The sequence below is a fragment of the Aquimarina sediminis genome, assembly GCF_002895435.1.
In the GTDB taxonomy this organism is placed as follows: Bacteria; Bacteroidota; Bacteroidia; order Flavobacteriales; family Flavobacteriaceae; genus Aquimarina; species Aquimarina sediminis.
The window spans coordinates 288331-308364 of sequence record NZ_POYJ01000005.1 but is presented as its reverse complement, the minus strand read 5'-3'; the positions used below and the strand labels follow the sequence as shown (position 1 = coordinate 308364).

Here is a 20034-nt window from a genome sequence, read left to right as displayed (position 1 = left end):
TTTCTCATGTGATTATACATAATAAGAGGTATAAAAAATTCAATCTATTATTATCTCATCAATAAAAATCCAACCTTGATTTCCTTCTCCTTCATTGTTTTTTTGAATTTTAGGAATACCTTTTATATTTATTTTTATAAACCTTGCCTGTTGTTTTGTCTTAATTGATAGTTTATCAATCAAATTATATTTATTGCTTATTCCTGTAAATGAATTTGATACTATTAAGTTATTATATAATTCCCCAGTATTAGAGAAGCTAACTTCAAACTGTTTGGGACTATAAATCCAATTAGATGGATTATGTAGATAACCTAGAGAAATCTTGGATATTGATTGTATTGAATTGAGATCTATCACAAATTCTAAATCTTTTCCATTTTGCCCTATCCACTGCCCTGAACTAAAATCGTTATATCCTCGTTTTCCGTCAAGTAGTACTTCAATGTTATTGTACTTATCATGGAGATTTTTTACAGCCTTAATCTTTCTATGCTTACCCAAATGATGTAGTATTATGGATTTCTTTGGCATATCAGATTCATGCCCATGTTCCCAAGACAAATATTCTTCTTTTAACTCTTCTGTAATATGTGGATATTTACGGATCAAATTTTTCATTTCTGATGTATCCTCACCTAGATTAGAAAGAAATATAACATCCTTTTCTGGGTCTAATTCTTTTTTATGCGAAGTATCTTTGGGATACCCCATTAGTTTCCAACCTCCTTTTCTAACAGCCCATTGATTACCATACTTCCAAAAAGCTTTTGTTCTTGGAGATGTCATACTTGGATTTATGATCATTTTGGACATATCTAAACCATCAACATTTTCTGGTGAATTATCAAAACCACAAAGATTTGAAATGGTGGGAAACCAGTCTATATTAACGAAAAACTCCTCATTTACAATATCATGAGGTAAATTGTTCCTCCAACTAATAATGGTTGGAAGCCTTATTCCTCCTTCAAACAAACTACTTTTTGCTCCTCTATATGAACCAGAGCTACCTCCTCCATTAAAAGCACGAGTTTCTGTAGAATACCCATTGTCTGATTGATATATTATAATTGTATTATCTCTAATACCTAATACTTCTAATTTATCAATCAAAAAGCCAATTCTCTCATCAATTGTAGAAATAAATGCTGCATAATCACCTCTGGGTTTTTCTACATCTTTATAATAATCTCTCCATTTATTGGTAGGTTGATATGGATAATGAGGCATGTTTATAGCATAGAACATAAAAAATGGAGTTTCTTTATGTTCTTCTACATACTGTATTGCCTTATCTGATGCTAAATCAGGGAAATATTGCCCAGGGTAAAATATTTCTTTTCCATTCTCATAAAGGTCATGAACATTAGGTCCTGCCCAAAAGAAATAATGTGAATAATTATCAATACACCCCCTCAAATGTCCAAAAGAATAATCAAAACCCTGAGCATTAGGTGAAGTTTCTTCACTCATGCCTAAATGCCATTTTCCAATATGTCCGGTTTTATACCCGTGATCTTTAAAAAATTCGGCAATTGTATATTGTTCTTTTGGCATTCCATGAGAACCAGGAATATGTGATGTATTATTATGTACTCCGGCATTCTGAGGGTATTTTCCGGTGAGTAATGCAGCCCTAGATGGTGCGCAAACAGGAGCTGCTACATAGGCCTGAGTAAACCTTGTTCCTTCTTTAGCTAATTGATCTATATTCGGGCTATAAATATCTGACGCTCCATAACAACCTAAATCAACAGATCCTTGATCATCTGTATAAATAATGATAACATTTGGTTTAGAATTAATTTGCGCAACACATTGCAGACTAATTAATAACACACAAATATTAATCAGTTTTTTATGTATTCGTGTGGTGAAAACAATTTTCATGTATTTCTAGTGTTTATACTAACCAAATATGATCATACTATATTTTTTTTGAGATTTTTTTCGATCAATAACATTTTAAAAAAGGTAAAAAACCTAGCTTTTGTATGTTGTACATATTGAAATAGCATCAAACAATTGGTATCATTCACTAATTTTTATGACAAAAGCTACTGTATTTAAAAGCTTATTTTTGGTTTCATTAGGAATTTTAATTTTTACCTCAGTTTCTGTTTTTGACCATTTTAGAGTAGAATCAAACCCTAGTAACTCTACTTTTACCTTATTAGAAACAATTGATTTAGGAAAGGAGATTTCTGATGGTAAATCCTTTTGTCCTTCTTGTATCATATAGATAAGATATAAAGTACCATCAGGTTTTGATGTTATACAGATGTTATCAAACTTATAAGGAGCCATTGATGTAGTACCATAAATAGCTTCATTGTTAATATCCATCCAGTTACCTATTTCTTTTAATAATCTATATGCTTCTTCATCCCATTCACCTTCGGGACTAGGTGCTATGTTTAATAATAAGTTCCCTCCTTTTGCTACAATATCAACCAAGGTATGTATCGCTTTACGCCCGGACATATACTTTGCATTAAAAGAATATGACCAGCCACCGCCAGCTATTATACAAGATTCCCAGGGGTAAGGCAATGGTTTTTCGGGAATCCTATTCTCTGGAGTCAGATAATTTTGGTTCTTTCCGTGAACGGCTCGGTCAACTACTATTAGTCCAGGTTGTTTCTCTCTGGCTTTAGCGACCAGTTTATCCATTTTTATATCCTGATTGATCATTCTATGTTTTAAGTATCCATTACTATTAGAGTTTAACTGCTTGTCATACCAACTAGTAATTTGAGATTTTGGGGTTTTAGCTACCCAACCTCCATCTAGCCACAAAATATCAACGTTGCCATAGTCTGTAAGTAGTTCTAATATCTGATTATGCGTAAAACCGATATACTTACTCCATTTTTCTGGATAAGCTTCGGGTTCATAGTTTACATTCCTATCTTTTGGTGGAAAGTAAGGATCCCAATAATTCTGATGGTTCCAATCAGGTTTAGAGAAATAGGCTCCTGTCCATAAATCCTGAGCTCTAAAAGCTTTAAAAATTTCTTTTGTAATGTTGGCTTTGGGGTTTGAAGAAAAAGGGCATTCCGGATCTGTAATTTTATAATTAGTATATTTAGAATCAAACATAGAAAAACCATCATGGTGTTTGGTGGTAAAGACCACATACTTTATACCTGCATTTTTGGCTGCTTTTGCCCATTTTTCAGGATCAAATTTTACAGGGTTAAATGTTTTTTTTAAACCTTCATATTCTTTTTTATAAGTAAAATAATCTTTTGGGTTAGATCCTTTCTTTCTTTCGCACCAATCATATTCTTCTGGAGAAAGTGACCAAGACTCTACTATTCCCCATTGACTATATGTTCCCCAATGCATTAACAGACCAAATTTGAGCCCCTGCCATTCCTTTAGTTTTTCTAATACTAAGGGATCCGTTTCGGGAACATAGCGTTCTTCTTCATATACAGCTTGTGCCATGATATTCTGAACAAAAATCAACGCTATCCAAACTATACAAAAATTTGAATTTACATTTTTCATACTTATATCTAATTAATTAACAATAATCTCATCGGCAAAAAGCCATGATGGTAACCCAGCTGCATGATGCCAATAAGGGGTCTCTGTATTTTTAGCTTTAACTTTTAAATACCTAACCTTTTGAGAATCAAATTTTAAATCATACTGCTGGATATCATTTATTTTACTCGTCTTTGCTAGTGGAAATGAATTATCGACTATTCCTAATTTTATAAAATTAATGTTGTCTCGTGAACCATAGTATTCTACCGATGAGGGGAAAAAAACAACATGATTGGTGACTTGTAGAAATGCAGTAGAGAGCGTATGTATCTCTACGGATTCTTCTAAATCAACTATAACTTCCATATCATTACCCTCGTACCCCAACCAATTAGCATAAAAACTACTTCCTCCTAAAGCTCCATCCGTAAGTATCATGGGATCTTCATTTGCATATTTCTTGGGTAAAGTGATTGTTCTAACATCTTTACCTTTTGCTTTATTAGGCTTTTTTGCTGTTTCCAAAGCGGACAAATAGTTAGTGTAATAATCACTTATCTTGAACCCCATTTCATTCATTAAAGTAATATCATTTTTGGCGCATGTTTTAATAAAACTATCAAGCAAAGAAGATACGAATGGGTTTGAAACTTCATGCCCCGAATCATCTTGGGTCATAAGATTGTATTGTTTAGTGATATTTTTCCTACACGCTTCCAAAACAGCATAATCTACTCCTAACCTAGCCATTTTTACTCGATTTATAATATCAGGTTTATCGGCAACTGCCTTTTCTGCTTCATTAAAAAGTTGGGTATATTTACTCAATAAATCTGGATGCAAGTACGAATCAAAAGCTTCTGAAGGATCACCGTATAGGAATAGAAAAAAATCATCATCTTTTTTGATTTCATTATGAATATAATCTATATATTCTTTGATATATGTTCCAGCTTCTTCGTAATATCCATTGGTAAAATCTATTAATAACTCATTAAAATCAAGATCGGGGTTCCACAAAAGTTTGGCGGTGACGTACGATCTTAGCTCAAAAAGTTCACTAGGATTATTACTATGCTGCTCAAAAACCCATCTAGCATTATTATCTCTGAATAATTGAATATTAGGTTGTAAGGTATGCAAATTAGGAAATGGGGCTAAAAAATTTGTAAACTGAGTGGTATAATCCCATATCCTTATATTACTTGTTAGTTTTCCCCACCCCTTGAGATCATCAGAAAAGTCAACACATTTTTTTTCTATAGAACTACTTCTATCACATTCTATTGAGCACAATGTAATAAGCACATTATCTATTGGCTGGGTTTTACAGGGTTTTCGAGTGTATTGATAGGCCAAAGTAGAAATAGTTTTATCCGGGAAAGCTTGTGCTATTTTGTTTACAAAACGAATCATAGTTCCCGACTGGCTATCTTCTTCTATATCTATTTTATTACAATTATCACATTGGCAGTATTGCTGATTATCATTCTGACTTACAGAAATAACAGAAGCCTCTGGATATCTTTTAAATAAGCTTGAAACAGAATCTTTTACTATTCCTAAAACTTTCTCATTCGTTAAACAAAGTTGTGTTGGTAATCGCTTGTCTCCCCTTAATGCATAATATTCGGGGTTATCATCATAAAAAACTTCTTCAGGCATGAATTTATGAAAAGTATGCACTCTTGCTTTTGGAACATAGTTAGGAAAAGCCTGGTATGTTACTTTTTGTTGATCGGCATAGCTATTATTATTATAAAATAATCTGGAATGTACCGTTCTTGTGGCTATTTTAGGAATATAAACATAATCGATTGGTGGTATATCAGTTAATTTTAGTGGTTGATTTTTTTCTACTCCCGGGGCATACCAACGATATTCTAAATATTTTTCAAGAAACTCATATACCGCGTTTTGAATAGCTTTTTGAGAGCTTCCTTTGATGTGAATATTTTTACCTTCTGTTTTTATAACTATTTTCTGTTCTTTCCCCTTTTTATCTTTTAACAACTCGAGATAAATTTTATATTTAGCATCTTTGATCTTAGCACCTTTTACCAAAGGAATTTCGACTCCAGACATTTCATCTATATATTTTTGCAATACTATTGCGGTTGCTTCCAGCTTTTCTTCGTCATCATCAGGCACAACAATAGCATAATCAGTAACACCATCAACAACCAATTGGATATTATGGGTTTCACATGATTGAAAAACGATGCAGACCAATATGACAACTATTATGATAAGGTTTTTCATTTGTTTAATTATTATGATTAGTTAATAGGTAACTATAGCAAAGAGCATAAAGTCTCTACTAAAAATCCTTGGGATTATTAGGATGATGTATAAGTTCAGAAAAGATTTAAGGGTAAGTTTTTTTTTTAGATTTTTGGTTTACGTTATCAATTTTTCAAGTTTTCATTTATTACTCGATATACATTCTATTTATCACGTTTTAGAATGTACTTAATCTCCTTTGCGCTGATAAGGTCATCATGTGAAACGAAGTATTTATCAAATGGTTTCCCATCAATTAAAACCTGATCAATGTATTTGTTCTCATCCGAAACATTAGATACTATTTCTAATGTGTTGCCGTTATAATATTCTGGATCTAGATGGATTGTTATTTTATCAAATTTAGGAGTGCAAAAAGTATATTCTGGAACAGATGGTGTTACTGGGTATATCCCTATCATAGAGAATATAGCCCATGCAGACATAGTTCCTGTATCATCATTTCCTGGTAGCCCATCGGGAGCATTTTTATAGTATTCTTCTAATAAGGTGTTAACTGTCTTTTGTGTTCTCCACTCCTCTCCTTTTATATAATTAAACAAAAATGGATATGCAATATCCGGTTCATTTGCCATATCATATTGCTTAGTATCAAATACTTTCTGCAACTGATTTAAAAAGTTTTTATCACCCCCCATAAGGTTTTTTAATCCTACTACATCATGAGAAACCATAAAGGTATATTGCCATGCATTTCCCTCTATAAACCCAATATTTTTTACAAAATTTGCGCCTGTATTAGGGTTATATGGTGTTAACCAGCTACCATCATCATTTTTGGGACGTAATAAATTAAACTCCTTGTCAAAAAGTTTCCTATACGACAAAGACCGTTTTGAAAAACGATGATAATCATCTTCCTTGTTTAGTTCATTGGCTAACTGTGCTATTGCAAAGTCTGTAATATTATACTCTTGCGTAGTGGATACAGAACCACTACTTGTAGTTTTTGTTGTGAGATATCCTTTCTCCATATAATCTTTGATTCCGGGACGTAATGGATTATCAACTAATTGATCTGCACTTTTAAGCATTGCCTCATAAGCTTTTTCTACATCAAAATCTTTAATCCCTTTACGATAGGTATCCGTAATAATTATTCCTGCCGGATCACCTACCATAGTAGTAGTCTCTGTTGCGTTTAACTCCCACTTGGGCAACCATCCTGATTCATCGTAGATTTGCAACATACTCTTTACCATATCTGATTGCTGTTTTGGATATACCAAACTCATTAATTGGTGTAAATTTCGATAGGTATCCCAGAGAGAAAATACAGTATACCTGGTTCCTTCTGTTTTTAAAGTCTCTCTTGTTTTCATTTTGGGATACTCTCCATTTACATCGTTTAGCGTATTTGGATGAATTAGTGTATGATACAATGCTGTATAAAATTTAATTTTATCTTCTTTTTTACCTCCTTCAACTTCTATTTTTGACAAATAATCATTCCATTCTTCTTTAGTCTTCTGCCTAATATGATCAAATTCTATTTGTACTGCCTCTTTTTCTAAGTTTTCACGTGCATTTTCTATACTTACATAGGACACTCCTATTTTCATTTCTACCTGAGTTGGCTCTTCAAAATAATAGGTCATATACCCGCCAATACTATCTCCAACAACTTCTTTTTTATACCCTTCTTTTATTTGCACTTTGCCATTATAGGATTGCATCCATTGCCCTTCAATCCCATTATTCTTTGCAGATTTTTTCCAGATCCCAAATGTATCAGCTGGTTTTGAAAATTGTGCTACAAAATAAACTGGGTATGCTTCCTCTGGTTTGTAGTAACAAAATGATCCAACAGTCCTAACTCCTTCAATCTCTGTAGAGGATACCACTTTTATCATTGCCCCCTGTTCATTGGTAAGTCCTAATCCTAAATTTAAAAGGATATTGGATTTTCCCTTGGGAAAAGAATACTTACTGACCCCAACTCTTGTAGTTGCCGTAGTTTCTACTTTAATATTGTACTTATCTAATAAACATGAATAATACCCTACTTCTGAAATTTCATCGATATAAGTAGAACCATATGAATTATGATTTGTTTCTAAAGCACCACTTGTAGGCATTGCCATAATAACTCCTAGATCAGGGCATCCTACTCCACTTAAATTTACATGACTAAACCCTGTTAAAAATGTATTTTCGTGAACATATGGTGTTGAAAACCAACGACTATCTTTTTCTAGAGGTAGATTTTGACTTCCCGAAACATTAAATGGAGATACGTTTACCATCCCCCTAACAGCAATTGGTCCCGGATTGGTCGTGCCAAAATTAGATGTTCCTATAAATGGGTTTACATATTGCGTATAGTCTTTGATCGACTCCACTTTTGATACTTGTTTTTTTTCTAATGTCGCTGTACTTTCTTTCTTCTTTTCTTCGGTACAAGAAAAAAAAGTCAACAAAATCAGTAATACTAACTGGTATACATAATTCCTTTTAAAAAAATTCAAAATCATTGTTCTACTACTTTTCTAATTCTTACTCAAAGAATATGGGATTGACTCTTCTTTATTTGCCCAACTTTTATTTGGAGAACTCCCCATAGTAAACTGTAGCTCTCCTCCTTCTTGTATCATTTCAAAATCCAAGTAACTATTATCATAAACTTTTCCATTTAAAATAGAAGATTGCACATATACATTATCTTTAGAGTTATCAGATGCCTTAATCACGAACTTATTATTGTTCTCTAGCGTTATGGTCGCTTTCTTAAACAAAGGACTTCCAATCACATATTGATTTACTCCGGGTGTAACGGGATAAAAACCAAGTGCACTAAATACATACCAAGCAGAAGTTTGTCCATTATCTTCATCTCCGCAATACCCATCCGGGGTTGCCGCATATAACTTGGTTAACACTTCTCTTACTTTCTTCTGAGCTTTATACGAGGCATTAGCATAATTATATAGATAGATCATATGCTGAATGGGTTGATTACCATGTGCATAATTCCCCATATTTACAATTTGCATTTCTCTGATTTCATGGATTGTAAATCCATAATAAGAGGCATCAAAATCTGGTGGCATTGTAAACACTTCGTCTAATTGTTTTTCAAACTCTGATTTTCCTCCCATTAACTGTATTAATCCATCTATATCATGAAAAACAGACCAGGTATAATGCAAGCTATTACCTTCTGTAAAAGCATCTCCCCATTTAAGAGGGTTAAAAGGAGATTGAAAATTACCATCCTCATTCTTCCCTCTCATTAATTTGGTTGTTGGATCAAATAAGTTTTTATAATTCTCAGATCTTTTATAAAAAGTCTTCGCAATATCATTTTTACCTAGCTTATTTGCCATTTGGGCAATGGTAAAATCTGCATATGCATATTCTAATGTTCTTGCAGCATTTTCATTAATTCTTACATCATATGGCACATACCCTAGCTTATTGTAATACTCTACTCCTTCTCTCCCTACAGAATGAATTTCTTTACCATTATCTAATGGTCTACCTTGAGAAGTATTTGCGTTTTTTAATATAGCTTCAAACAAGGTTTCTGTATCCATATTAGGTACTCCTTTCATAAAAGCATCAACAATAATCGGTGCAGAATTAGAGCCAATCATACAATCACGATGTCCTGGACTAGCCCACTCGGGTAACCACCCTGATTCTTTATATGTATTTGCCAATCCTTGCATAATCTGTCCATTTAACTCTGGATACATCATATTAAAGAAAGGAAAAACGGCTCTGAACGTATCCCAAAATCCATTATCAGTAAACATATATCCTGGTAATACTTTACCATTATACGGGCTATAATGCACTACTTCATTTTCTTTGGTATACTCATGAAATTTTCTTGGAAAAAGTAATACTCTATACAAACAGGAATAAAATGTTTTAATATGATCCAGATTATCATCTTCGATTTGTATTCTACCTAATTCTTTTTCCCATGCATTCTTAGCCTTACTCTTCGTTTGGTCAAAAGTATCCTCACCGATTTCTCTATCCAAGTTCACTTGCGCTTGCTCTGGGCTTATAAACGAAGAAGCAACCTTTACGTTTACAGTTTCTCCTCTTTTCGTTCTAAAACCAATCACAGCTCCTACATGTTCTCCTTGGTTTTCTCTAGAGTTTTCTACTAGTTTCCATTCATCACCCCAGGTATGGTTTACTTCAAAATCCTTATCAAATTCTGCTACAAAGTAATTATGAAAATTATCAGGAACTCCACCGCTATTATTTCTACAGTACCCAATAATTTTTCTTTCCTCGGGAATAATTTTTACCATAGAACCTTTAAAAAAAGCGTCTAATAGAATATAGGATTTTTCTTTTTCTGGAAATGTAAATTTAAAATGTGCTGCGCGTTCGGTAGGTGCAACCTCTGCTGTAACATCATAATCTGCCAGATATACTTTGTAGTGATAGGGTTTTACAGTTTCTGCTTTATGCGAAAACCAAGAAGCTCGTTCATCTTCTTTATATTTAAGATCTCCTGTAACTGCCATTAAAGAGAAAGCGGCATAATCATTTATCCAAGGACTTGGTTGGTGTGTTTGTTTTATACCTCTAATAGTATTCTCATCATATTTATAAGTCCATCCATCTCCCATTTTTGAAGTCATAGGAGTCCAAAAATTCATCCCCCATGGTGTTGCAATCGCCGGGTATGTATTACCATTAGACAAACTAAATGAAGAATCTGTACCCATTAAGGGGTTTACATAATCAACCACATTAGTCGTTGTAGTACTTTCTTGATTTTCTACTTTTTCCTCGGTCTGTGTACAGGATAATAGTATTGTAAGTATACTACATACTACCAATTTACTCTTCATCTTCGCTTTTTTATTATTGCTCAACATTTCTTTATTTAGAATTTAAAACCTTAATTTAACTCTACTGCATTTCCATGTCCTCTATACAGTTTCAATTCTCCTTCCAGAGTAACTTCAAGTACAGTTACGTATGCATCTAAGTTTTCCTTTTCTAATGTTTCGATTCGCACTATTCCAGGGATATTGTTCCATGAAGCTCCACCATTTCTTACAAAACTCAAATCCTGATTTTTGCCTACTACTTTGATTGATTTTATTTTATTCTGAATTCCTTTCAGAGAAATATAATTTTTGGGAGTATCGAATATGCATAAGTATAGTTTGGTTTTGTCTTTACTTAGTAATGTCGGTCCATAAAAATGTCCATAGGGAAGCCCTGCCTCAGTATCAAAAACAACCTTGTTATGCTTATTAATCCAGGTTCCTAAAGTTTCCAAACGTTCTTCTTGTTCTTTTGGAATGGTTCCATCGGGTTTCATTCCAATATCGAGTAATAGATTTCCTCCAGAAGCTATAACCTCTACAAAAGTTCTTATGATTTGAGAAGACGGTTTATAGTTAGTATCTGTTGGAAAATACCCCCAATTATCATTCATGGTCATACAAAACTCCCATGGTCCTTCTGGTCTTACTACCGGTACGCCTTGCTCTGGAGTACTATAATCTCCATGTGTTTTTAAACGTGAATTCACAATGGTTTTGGGATTCCAGGATAGCAATGAATCTTTTAGAGATTCTGCCCGCCATTCTTCACTGGATTTTTCCCAATCTCCATCAAACCAATACAAATCGGGTTGATATTGGTCACTTAATTCTTTTAATTGTCCCTTGTAAAACCGAACAAATCTCTCCCATTTGGTTAAATTCTCTTGACCTCTTTGCGGATAGTCTTTTCTGGTATCTGGTCGGGGAAACACTACATCATAATCTGGATGTGACCAATCACATAAAGAGTAATACAATCCAACTTTTAGTCCTTCTTCTCTCAATGCATCAACATAAGGAGCTACCAAATTTTTCTTTGCAGGTGTTTTTTCTGTAACATTAAGAGTACTAAAACGAGTATCCCAAAGGGAAACACCATCATGATGTTTGGTCGTCATAACAGCGTATCTTGCTCCTATTTTTTTGAATAGCCTTGCCCATTTTACAGGATCGTAATTCTTTGCTGTAAATCCTTTTCCCTGTTTCATATAATCTTCATAAGAAATCTTTTTATGATACATGGACCAGGATTCTGATATTCCATTTACCCCATAATACCCCCAATGAATAAATATTCCTAGCTTCGCGTTTTCAAACCATTCTAAGCGATTATCATTTATTGACTCTTTTTCTTGCCCTTTTGCCTGATGGCTAATACAAAGAGTAAATACAAAACCGATAATTAGTGATAAATACTTCATAATGTATTAATTGATTAGGATTTCATCTACAAACATCCATACATCCCCTCCTTTTGGAGTTTCTTTTAGGTTAATTGCTTTTACCTTGATATACCTTGCTGTTTGTTCCTCAAAACTAATTTTAAAATCTTTCAACTTTGCATCAGAGTTTGGTGCGTATGCTCTACTTACTTCTCCAACTTTTTTATATTCTTTCCCTTCTACTGATGTAAATACTTCTACATTAACCGGAAAATATATCCCTGGTCCTTGATGTTCTAATGCCCCAACTATTACTTGCTTTACAGTTTCTTCGCTATTCAGATCTACAATTACCTCCATATCTTTCTTCAACCATGCTTGCCACTGCCCATCATGAAAGTTTTTTGACCCTCTTAAGGTGTTTACCAATGTAGATTCTCCTGTCCCTGTATATTTATCACTATAGGGTATACCATACTCTACTTTATGAGCTACCCCTTTATGAAACGTAATTGTATCTGTAAATACTTTTCCTACGGGGGTATCATTTTTAAATAAGGAAGCTGTAACTGAAGTTGTCTTTGTCAGAACAATTGGATTCTTATAATTAAGCGCATTTTCCTCTAACTTTTCGTTATCTAATACATATCGGATATCTGCATTAGAATATTCATTTTGCAAGGAAAGCGTAACGGTTTTTTGTTGTATATCTGTATTGGTTTTTGGAGTAATTAAATATGAGCTTCTTGCATAGTTGATTCCTTGATAATCATACCTCTTGAACATCGTTACAATACGTGATGAAAAATCATCCCAATTTCTAGATTCTTTTGTACTCCATACTGTTTCTGAGAGTGCTGCTAATCTGGGGTAGATCATATATTGTGACTGCTTTTGTGTAGGGATATATTCTGACCATAGATTTGCTTGTCCTCCAAGTACATGACCAGCTTCTTCTTCTGTCATCGTATCAACCACAGGATCAAATTGATATACTTTGCTCAGTGGTGTGTACCCTCCTATTGCCAATGGTTCTTCGTTTTGCGGTCCTTGATAATGATCAAAGTAACAATGCGTACCAGGTGTCATTACCACATCATGTCCTTGTGCTGCTGCTTCTAATCCTCCTTTTACTCCTCTCCAACTCATCACGGTAGCATCAGGAGCTAACCCTCCTTCTAATATTTCATCCCAGCCAACTAATTTCTTGCCATGTGAGTTTATGAATTTCTCCATTCGTTTCACAAAGTAGCTTTGTAACTCTTCTACATTTTCTAAATTTTCATCTTTTATTCTTTTTTGACAATATGGGCATTTCTCCCAGTTTGTTTTTGTGGCTTCATCTCCCCCTATATGAATATATTTTGAAGGAAATATTTTTATGACCTCAACTAATACATCTTCTAAAAAAGTAAAAGTGCTTTCTTTTCCTGCACAATAAATATCTGTTATGGGCCACACTCCCCCTGATGGTACTCCTATTGGCTTTTCAAAACATGATAAATGTGGGTAAGCTGCAATAGCACTAGATACGTGTGCAGGCATTTCTATTTCTGGTATAACTTCTACATTTCTAGACTGCGCATATTTAACTATTTCCTTTAATTCTTCTTGAGTCAAAAAACCACCATAAGTTCCTTTATCCTCAGATTTTACGGGTAACCTGGCATTCCAATGTAAATTTTCCTGATCTACTCTCCATCCACCTATCTCTGTAAGTTTTGGATACTTCTTTATTTCGATACGCCATCCCTGATCGTCTACTAAATGCAGATGCAAAACATTCATTTTATGCATTGCTAAGCCATCAATCACTTCTTTGATATACTCCTTACCAAAAAAATGACGTGAAATATCTAACATCAACCCTCTCCATTGGAAACGAGGACTATCGCTAATCTCTACATTCGGAATCTCCCAAGTTATATTTTCTACCAATTTCTGACTTTCTATTGCCGTTGGAAGTAATTGTCTTACAGATTGTATTCCGTATAGAAAACCGCCCATATCACTTGCCGTAATTGTAACTTTATCTTTGGTTACTACAAGCTCGTATGCTTCTCGTTTCAAATCTTTATTCATTACAAAAGCAACATAATTGTCCTTTGGGTTTTCTTTTACAATAGATAAATCCCAACCCGCTACTGTCCTAAACTTGTTTATTAAAACCTGAGCTGCTTCTTTTTGTACATCCTCTGAAATACTAAATTTAGTATTCTTATTAAACACAAAAACCCCAGGATTACACTTTACCATTTCAGGTTTCGGAATTATACTGATATCCTCTTCTGAATATACTTTCTCTTCGGTTGTTTTACATCCCATACTTAGCAGGATCATCAAATAAAAAATAGTCTTTCTTATCATTGTGTGGTGTTTTTTATTATAATCTGGTTGGATTAGATTGTTTAATTCAAAAAAGTGTCTGAAACCTCAAGATCATAGAGGAGATACCGCCTCCGCCCTTGATCCTATACCTTACTATACTAATTCTCCCAAGACATTATAAATTTTGCATCTTCCATTCTGTTTCCGTTTTTATTATCATTTATCGCATAATTAAACCCTGAACGCAGGCTATACCCACCATATTCTCCTTGTTTGTTAATAGCAATAAACCCAACCTGAAGGTATTCTAGGTCTTTATGGTTTTTATGTACTTTATAGATTCTCTCCACTATTTCTTTGCAGGCCTCTGCGGGAGATTTACCTTGTCTCATTAATTCTACTACCATGGCGCTACCAGCAGTACGTATTACGGCTTCGCCTAAACCTGTTGCCGCGGCTGCTCCTACTTCATTATCAAGAAATAAACCTGCTCCTATAATCGGGGAATCCCCAACTCTACCATGCATTTTCCAAGCGGCACCGCTCGTAGTACAAGCTCCTGATATATTTCCATCTTCGTCCAAAGCCAAAATACTTATGGTATCGTGGTTTTCTATATTTATTACTGGCTTATAATCTGATTTCTGCAACCATTCTTCATACGCTTTCTTTGATTTTGGTGTAAGTAATTCTTCCTTCTTATAACCTTGTTCTAAAGCGAATTGCAATGCTCCTGACCCTGTAAGCATTACATGAGGAGTTTCTTCCATTACTTTTCTAGCTACTGAAATAGGGTGCTTGATATGTTGTAAAAAAGAAACCGCTCCACAATTACTATTATGATCCATAATGCATGCATCCAACGTCACATTCCCTTCTCTATCAGGAAACCCACCTAATCCAACACTTTGAACATCTGGATTTGCTTCGGCTGTTCTTACTCCTTGTTCTACAGCATCCAGTGCAGTACCTCCTTTGCTCAAAATTTTCCACGCCTCTTCATTTGCAGGCATACCATGATTCCATGTTGAAATGACAATAGGTTTTGTTACTTCTACTTCTTTTTTTTCATGATTACTTTCTTCAATTACTTCTCCTTTTGGTTTTTCCTTTGTAACGCAGCCAAAGCTGAAAAAAAGCAGCATTACGAATGCTAATAATAGGTTCGTCTTATTTTTAATCATGATATATTGTGTTTAATTGTGGTAATAAGGCTTCTTTAAAAAATGAATCACTGGAGGTATTACTCATTTCAAATTCAAGAATACCTCCATCAATAATTTCTTTATGAGTGATAAACATTCTGTTTAAGAGTTTTCCATTTAGAGATATCGTTTTTACATATTTGTTTTCTTCAGAAAGCTCTTTAGCTATAATTCTAAAGGTTTTATTTTTTGGTAACTGTATTTCGATATTTTCGAACAAAGGAGTGGTTATATGATATACCCCTTGTGCCGGATTAACCGGATATAATCCCATAGCACTAAAAAGATACCAGGAAGACATTTGACCACAATCTTCATTACCACAATGACCATTAGGCTCATTTTTATATTGCCCTTCTAAAATTCTACGTGTTAATTCTTGTGTTTTTGATGGTTGATGAACATAATTGTATAAATATGCTACATGATGGCTCGGTTCGTTACCGTGTGCATACTGCCCTATCATTCCAGTACTGAATATTGGTAATTTATCTCCTTCTTCTGGATAATAAGAGAACATAGAATCTAATTTTTGCGTAAAACGTTCTTTACCTCCTGTTTTTTCAATCAATCCTTCTATATCCTGAGGTACAAACCAGTAATACTGCCAGGCATTACTTTCACAAAAGTATGGAGTGTATTCTTTTGGAATAAAGGGTTCTACAAAATTACCTAGACTATCTTTTGGTTGAATCCATGATCTTTTATCATTATATAATTTTTTCCAGTTTTGAGAGCGATTCATAAAATACTCATAGTCTTCTTTTTTCCCCAATTTATTAGCAAACATTGCGATACACCAATCATCATAGGCATATTCCAAGGTTTTAGAAACAGACCAGTTTTCGTGGTGATCATCTATAGGTACATATCCCATCTTTTTATATCTATCAATCTGCCTATCATTGACCATAGCACTTTCTTTGCATGCCTGGTATGCAAGTTCTGTATCAAAGGAAAAACCTTTAAAATATGCATCTACAATAACTGGAACAGCATGGTAACCTATCATCATATTGGTTTCATTACCTTGCAAGGACCAAACTGGTAATATTCCGGTTTCTTTATAATGTGCTAATAAAGATTGTATCATATCTGGTATACGTTCCTGCTGTATGATCGTATATAATGGATGTGCAGCTCTAAATGTATCCCACAAGGAAAAAGTATCATATCTATCAAATCCCTTTGCAGTTACAATGGTATCATTTGCTCCCTTATAATCTCCATTAGGATCACTTAACAATGTTGGTGCCAGCATAGATTGATATAGCATAGTATAAAAAACACTTCTCTTATTTTTATCTGAGGTTTCTATTTTGATTTTTTGTAGTTCTTTTTCCCATTGCCCATCTGCTATGTTCTTGTATTTATCAAATTCAAAACCGTCAGTTTCTGTAGTAATAGAAGCCAAAGCTCCTTTATAACTAGCGGTAGAAATCCCTGTTTTTATAACTATCTGTTCTCCTTCTTCCGTATTGTATTTTAGGGCAATTTTAGTATCTGTTCCTTGCACAGGAAGAGCAGTTGGTTCACTCTTATTAAAAGCAGAATATCCCAAAAAAGGGTTTGAAAATTGCATCACAAAATAGATTCGTTGATCTTTTGCCCACCCAGATGACATACGGTACCCTTGTAAGGTAGAGTCATTTACTTTCTCTATAAAGGTATCTGTGGGTTTATCCCAATTTAAGGCATAACCCAGATCTACATGTATTATAGTAGCTGTATCTTTTGGAAATGTATAACGATGAATTCCTACTCGGTTTGTAGTGGTAAGCTCCGCTTTTATACCATAATCAAGTAAATCGACTGTATAATATCCTGGTGTAGCGGATTCGTTATCATGATTATATCTGGAGAATGGTTTATAGTTATTCTCCTTTATTTTCTCTGAAAACTTACTATTGGTAGGCATTACCAAGATATCATATAAATCTCCTGCTCCTGTTCCTGTAAGGTGGGTATGAGAGAAACCACTTATTATAGAATCCTTATAATAATACCCTGCTATTCTATCCCAACCCGGAATCCCTATATCGGGGCTTAATTGTACCATTCCAAACGGAAGTGTAGCACCAGGATATGTATTTCCTGGTCCATCGGTACCTATAAACGTATTTACATAAGGGGTAAACCGTTCTTGCTGAATACTAATTTTCTTTGACTCCTTATGACAAGACCAAAGCAATGTGATGCTAATGATATGTAAATAATATATTCTTTTCATTTAACTCAACTAAAACCCTAGAGAACTTAGAGCCTCTAAAAGGGTATTAAAAATAAGGTCAGTTTTTAGATTCTTTTATTGCTTTATATTGTTCTTCGGTTATTGCAGCTCCATCAAAAAATGAGATTCCTGAGGCTCCATTTTCTTTTGCTAATTGAATAGCCAATGAAACATCTTCTGCTGTCATTGGTGGTACATATATTCCTGTATGTAGTTTGGTTTGTTTACCTTCGAGGTCTTTTATTCCTTGTTTTGTTGCATATCCGATCCAATCTACTTCTTCGTTATAAAAATTGTGATATATCATAGGTAACACCTCATCAATATTCCATTTATCCCAGCGTTGCCGTACCATATGGTCTGCCATCTCTGGATACGGAAACACAGCTGCAGTCAACTTTTTATCATATTTGTGAGCTATCTGATATGCATCATCTACTATTTTTTTCACTTGATTAAGTCTAAATTGTTTCCACTCTATATCAATAGCTATATACTTGGCATCCTTTGGATTTTTATGATGCTCTTTTTGGAAAGTATCGATACAAACATCACAGTAACAAAAATCAAACTCGGGCAATTCTTCTTCCTGTACCAAATTATATTTTGGTAACAATCCTATGGGTAGAAACACATCTGAATAACGAATATAATCTAAATGTACACTTGTAACTCCTTCTACCTTGGCTAAGCCTTCTACCAGTTCCAAAATATGTTCTCTAGACTCTTTTCTTGTTGGACATAACCATTGATAATAATCTACATATGGTCTAGTATCATGGCAAGATTTTCCTTCTCTACTTACTGCATACCACTCTGGGTGTTTTAGCGCTTCAGTATCCCCTGGTCTGTTCATTGTCATTATCCATGCATGAACTTCTAGCTTTTCTTGAGTTGCTAGCTTTGTTAATCTTTTTAAAACTATTGGATCTGTTTCTGTATTGATTAGTACTGCATCAATTCCATTTGTTTTATATTTTTGGAATTCATTTTTATATGCTTCGTCTGATTTTGTAGTATCAGCAGTTATCCATGTCCAATACTTAAACGAAGACTCTTCTTTTTCTTCGACGATCTCTATATTTTTTTCTACGCTTGATTCTACATCCTTTTCTTCTTCAACAGACTTACAATTTATAAGCATCAAAAGACCGCATAACGATATGATACTTATCGTTACTCTATTACTTTGCTTTTTGAATAATTTTTCCATCTTCTTTTATTATGAATAACTGTTTTGTAAAAGGGCTTTGTATTGCGATATTCCAACCGGTTTGATGATTTTCCAGAGTCAGGATTACAGTTTGATCTTCAATTTTTAAGGGTTCTTTTGACAATTCATTACTAGTTGAAGCCCAACGTCTATTCTTTTTAAAGTACTGCTTTTGTTTTCTATACAATTGATACAAAAGTCTTTTTACTTTTTCATCTTTTGGGATTGTAAATGATTCTTTGCTTCCTACTTCATTAGACGAAAAATATACATAGCCCCAATCTTCGGGTTGATGTATGTTTATAACCCCAGTAGGTGACCAAACCCAATTATATTCGGGTAAAAACTTGCCTTTACTATCTTTTTTTCTGCTATATGTATTGTTCTCTAGCTGAAAATCCCAATTCACTCTTGAGAAGTTAACTCTCCAGAATTTGTTTTCAGGCACATTGTTTTCTCCATATGATTTTCTAAACACTTTAAATGGTATCGCTACTTCTACAAACCAGCAATCATCTGTATCTCTAGGATCATTTAATGTTCCTTTAATATGTATTGCTGATTTAATACCATTGGCATCCCAGTCATTTAATACAGGTGTGTTTTCTCTATACGGTTTTGTAATGAATAAGTCCCAAAGTGTATTTAGAGCATTGATCTCAAACTCATAATAGTTATGAGTATCATTATCTGGATCTATGAAAATTTCGAAATCATTATTATAAAATATTACTGTATCTCTCCGTTTTAAATTACCCCAGATGTGTGGCTCGTCCATTTTTGCCAAAAAATAGACAAACTCCTTATCCCATAGCATTTTTACAGTAGTATTGTATTTTGGTTTTTTTGTTCCTTCGATATCTATAAAAAGATCTGTAGGTATCGCTTTCTCCCACGAATCTTCTAATCCTTTTCCATCAATTTGCATCGTCTCATTTGTGTAATGCGCAACATATGTTCTTGGCATTTTTTCTGCTGTATTTTGGGCATAAATCCCAAAGCACATAAAAAACATAACTAAAAAGTAATTTAGGTGAATATTTCTCTTCATTAAGTAATTAAAAAC

11 protein-coding genes are annotated in these 20034 nt (G+C 34.0%); all 11 read right to left on the bottom strand.

The window, feature by feature from the left end; translation table 11 throughout:
• Window positions 1-39: 39 nt before the first annotated feature.
• The 11 genes from C1X07_RS13880 to C1X07_RS13830 all read right to left on the bottom strand — a co-directional run bounded on the left by C1X07_RS13880 (window position 40) and on the right by C1X07_RS13830 (window position 20019).
• Window positions 40-1893, bottom strand: a complete 1854-nt coding sequence (locus C1X07_RS13880) for a sulfatase-like hydrolase/transferase (RefSeq protein WP_103070621.1) — start codon at window positions 1891-1893, stop codon at window positions 40-42.
• 141 nt (window positions 1894-2034) lie between these two features.
• Window positions 2035-3519: an alpha-L-fucosidase gene (locus C1X07_RS13875; RefSeq protein ID WP_103070620.1), complete on the bottom strand. Its 1485-nt coding sequence runs from the start codon at window positions 3517-3519 to the stop codon at window positions 2035-2037.
• A gap of 12 nt (window positions 3520-3531) precedes the next feature.
• Window positions 3532-5763, bottom strand: a complete 2232-nt coding sequence (locus C1X07_RS13870) for a DUF4838 domain-containing protein (protein WP_103070619.1) — start codon at window positions 5761-5763, stop codon at window positions 3532-3534.
• Between the two features lie 185 nt (window positions 5764-5948).
• Window positions 5949-8279 carry a GH92 family glycosyl hydrolase gene (locus tag C1X07_RS13865; RefSeq protein ID WP_103070618.1) on the bottom strand — a complete coding sequence of 777 codons (2331 nt, stop codon included), beginning with the start codon at window positions 8277-8279 and terminating at the stop codon, window positions 5949-5951.
• A 15-nt stretch (window positions 8280-8294) separates the two neighbouring features.
• The gene (locus tag C1X07_RS13860; protein ID WP_103070652.1) at window positions 8295-10625 is read right to left on the bottom strand and encodes a GH92 family glycosyl hydrolase; all 2331 of its coding nucleotides are present in this window, start codon (window positions 10623-10625) and stop codon (window positions 8295-8297) included.
• Window positions 10626-10675: 50 nt separating this feature from the next.
• Window positions 10676-12031, bottom strand: coding sequence for an alpha-L-fucosidase (locus C1X07_RS13855; RefSeq protein WP_103070617.1), 1356 nt, complete (start codon window positions 12029-12031; stop codon window positions 10676-10678).
• Window positions 12032-12037: 6 nt separating this feature from the next.
• Window positions 12038-14359 (bottom strand): beta-N-acetylhexosaminidase, encoded by a 2322-nt coding sequence (locus tag C1X07_RS13850; protein WP_103070616.1) that lies wholly within the window; start codon window positions 14357-14359, stop codon window positions 12038-12040.
• A gap of 119 nt (window positions 14360-14478) precedes the next feature.
• Window positions 14479-15465, bottom strand: coding sequence for an isoaspartyl peptidase/L-asparaginase family protein (locus C1X07_RS13845; RefSeq protein ID WP_103070651.1), 987 nt, complete (start codon window positions 15463-15465; stop codon window positions 14479-14481).
• Window positions 15466-15496: 31 nt separating this feature from the next.
• Window positions 15497-17755, bottom strand: a complete 2259-nt coding sequence (locus C1X07_RS13840) for a GH92 family glycosyl hydrolase (RefSeq protein WP_103070615.1) — start codon at window positions 17753-17755, stop codon at window positions 15497-15499.
• 58 nt (window positions 17756-17813) lie between these two features.
• Entirely contained in the window at window positions 17814-18968 is a 1155-nt protein-coding gene (locus tag C1X07_RS13835) for a hypothetical protein (protein ID WP_241507260.1), read from the bottom strand.
• The gene (locus tag C1X07_RS13830; RefSeq protein WP_103070614.1) at window positions 18940-20019 is read right to left on the bottom strand and encodes a carbohydrate-binding family 9-like protein; all 1080 of its coding nucleotides are present in this window, start codon (window positions 20017-20019) and stop codon (window positions 18940-18942) included. The genes C1X07_RS13835 and C1X07_RS13830 overlap by 29 nt, the downstream gene beginning before the upstream one ends.
• Window positions 20020-20034 lie beyond the last annotated feature (15 nt).

What these genes read in the sequence shown, in the direction of transcription:
- C1X07_RS13880 (WP_103070621.1), bottom strand. Translation starts at nt 1,893, where the DNA reads ATGAAAATTGTTTTCACCACACGAATACATAAAAAACTGATTAATATT.
- C1X07_RS13875 (WP_103070620.1), bottom strand. Translation starts at nt 3,519, where the DNA reads ATGAAAAATGTAAATTCAAATTTTTGTATAGTTTGGATAGCGTTGATT.
- C1X07_RS13870 (WP_103070619.1), bottom strand. Translation starts at nt 5,763, where the DNA reads ATGAAAAACCTTATCATAATAGTTGTCATATTGGTCTGCATCGTTTTT.
- C1X07_RS13865 (WP_103070618.1), bottom strand. Translation starts at nt 8,279, where the DNA reads ATGATTTTGAATTTTTTTAAAAGGAATTATGTATACCAGTTAGTATTA.
- C1X07_RS13860 (WP_103070652.1), bottom strand. Translation starts at nt 10,625, where the DNA reads ATGAAGAGTAAATTGGTAGTATGTAGTATACTTACAATACTATTATCC.
- C1X07_RS13855 (WP_103070617.1), bottom strand. Translation starts at nt 12,031, where the DNA reads ATGAAGTATTTATCACTAATTATCGGTTTTGTATTTACTCTTTGTATT.
- C1X07_RS13850 (WP_103070616.1), bottom strand. Translation starts at nt 14,359, where the DNA reads ATGATAAGAAAGACTATTTTTTATTTGATGATCCTGCTAAGTATGGGA.
- C1X07_RS13845 (WP_103070651.1), bottom strand. Translation starts at nt 15,465, where the DNA reads ATGCTGCTTTTTTTCAGCTTTGGCTGCGTTACAAAGGAAAAACCAAAA.
- C1X07_RS13840 (WP_103070615.1), bottom strand. Translation starts at nt 17,755, where the DNA reads ATGAAAAGAATATATTATTTACATATCATTAGCATCACATTGCTTTGG.
- C1X07_RS13835 (WP_241507260.1), bottom strand. Translation starts at nt 18,968, where the DNA reads ATGGAAAAATTATTCAAAAAGCAAAGTAATAGAGTAACGATAAGTATC.
- C1X07_RS13830 (WP_103070614.1), bottom strand. Translation starts at nt 20,019, where the DNA reads ATGAAGAGAAATATTCACCTAAATTACTTTTTAGTTATGTTTTTTATG.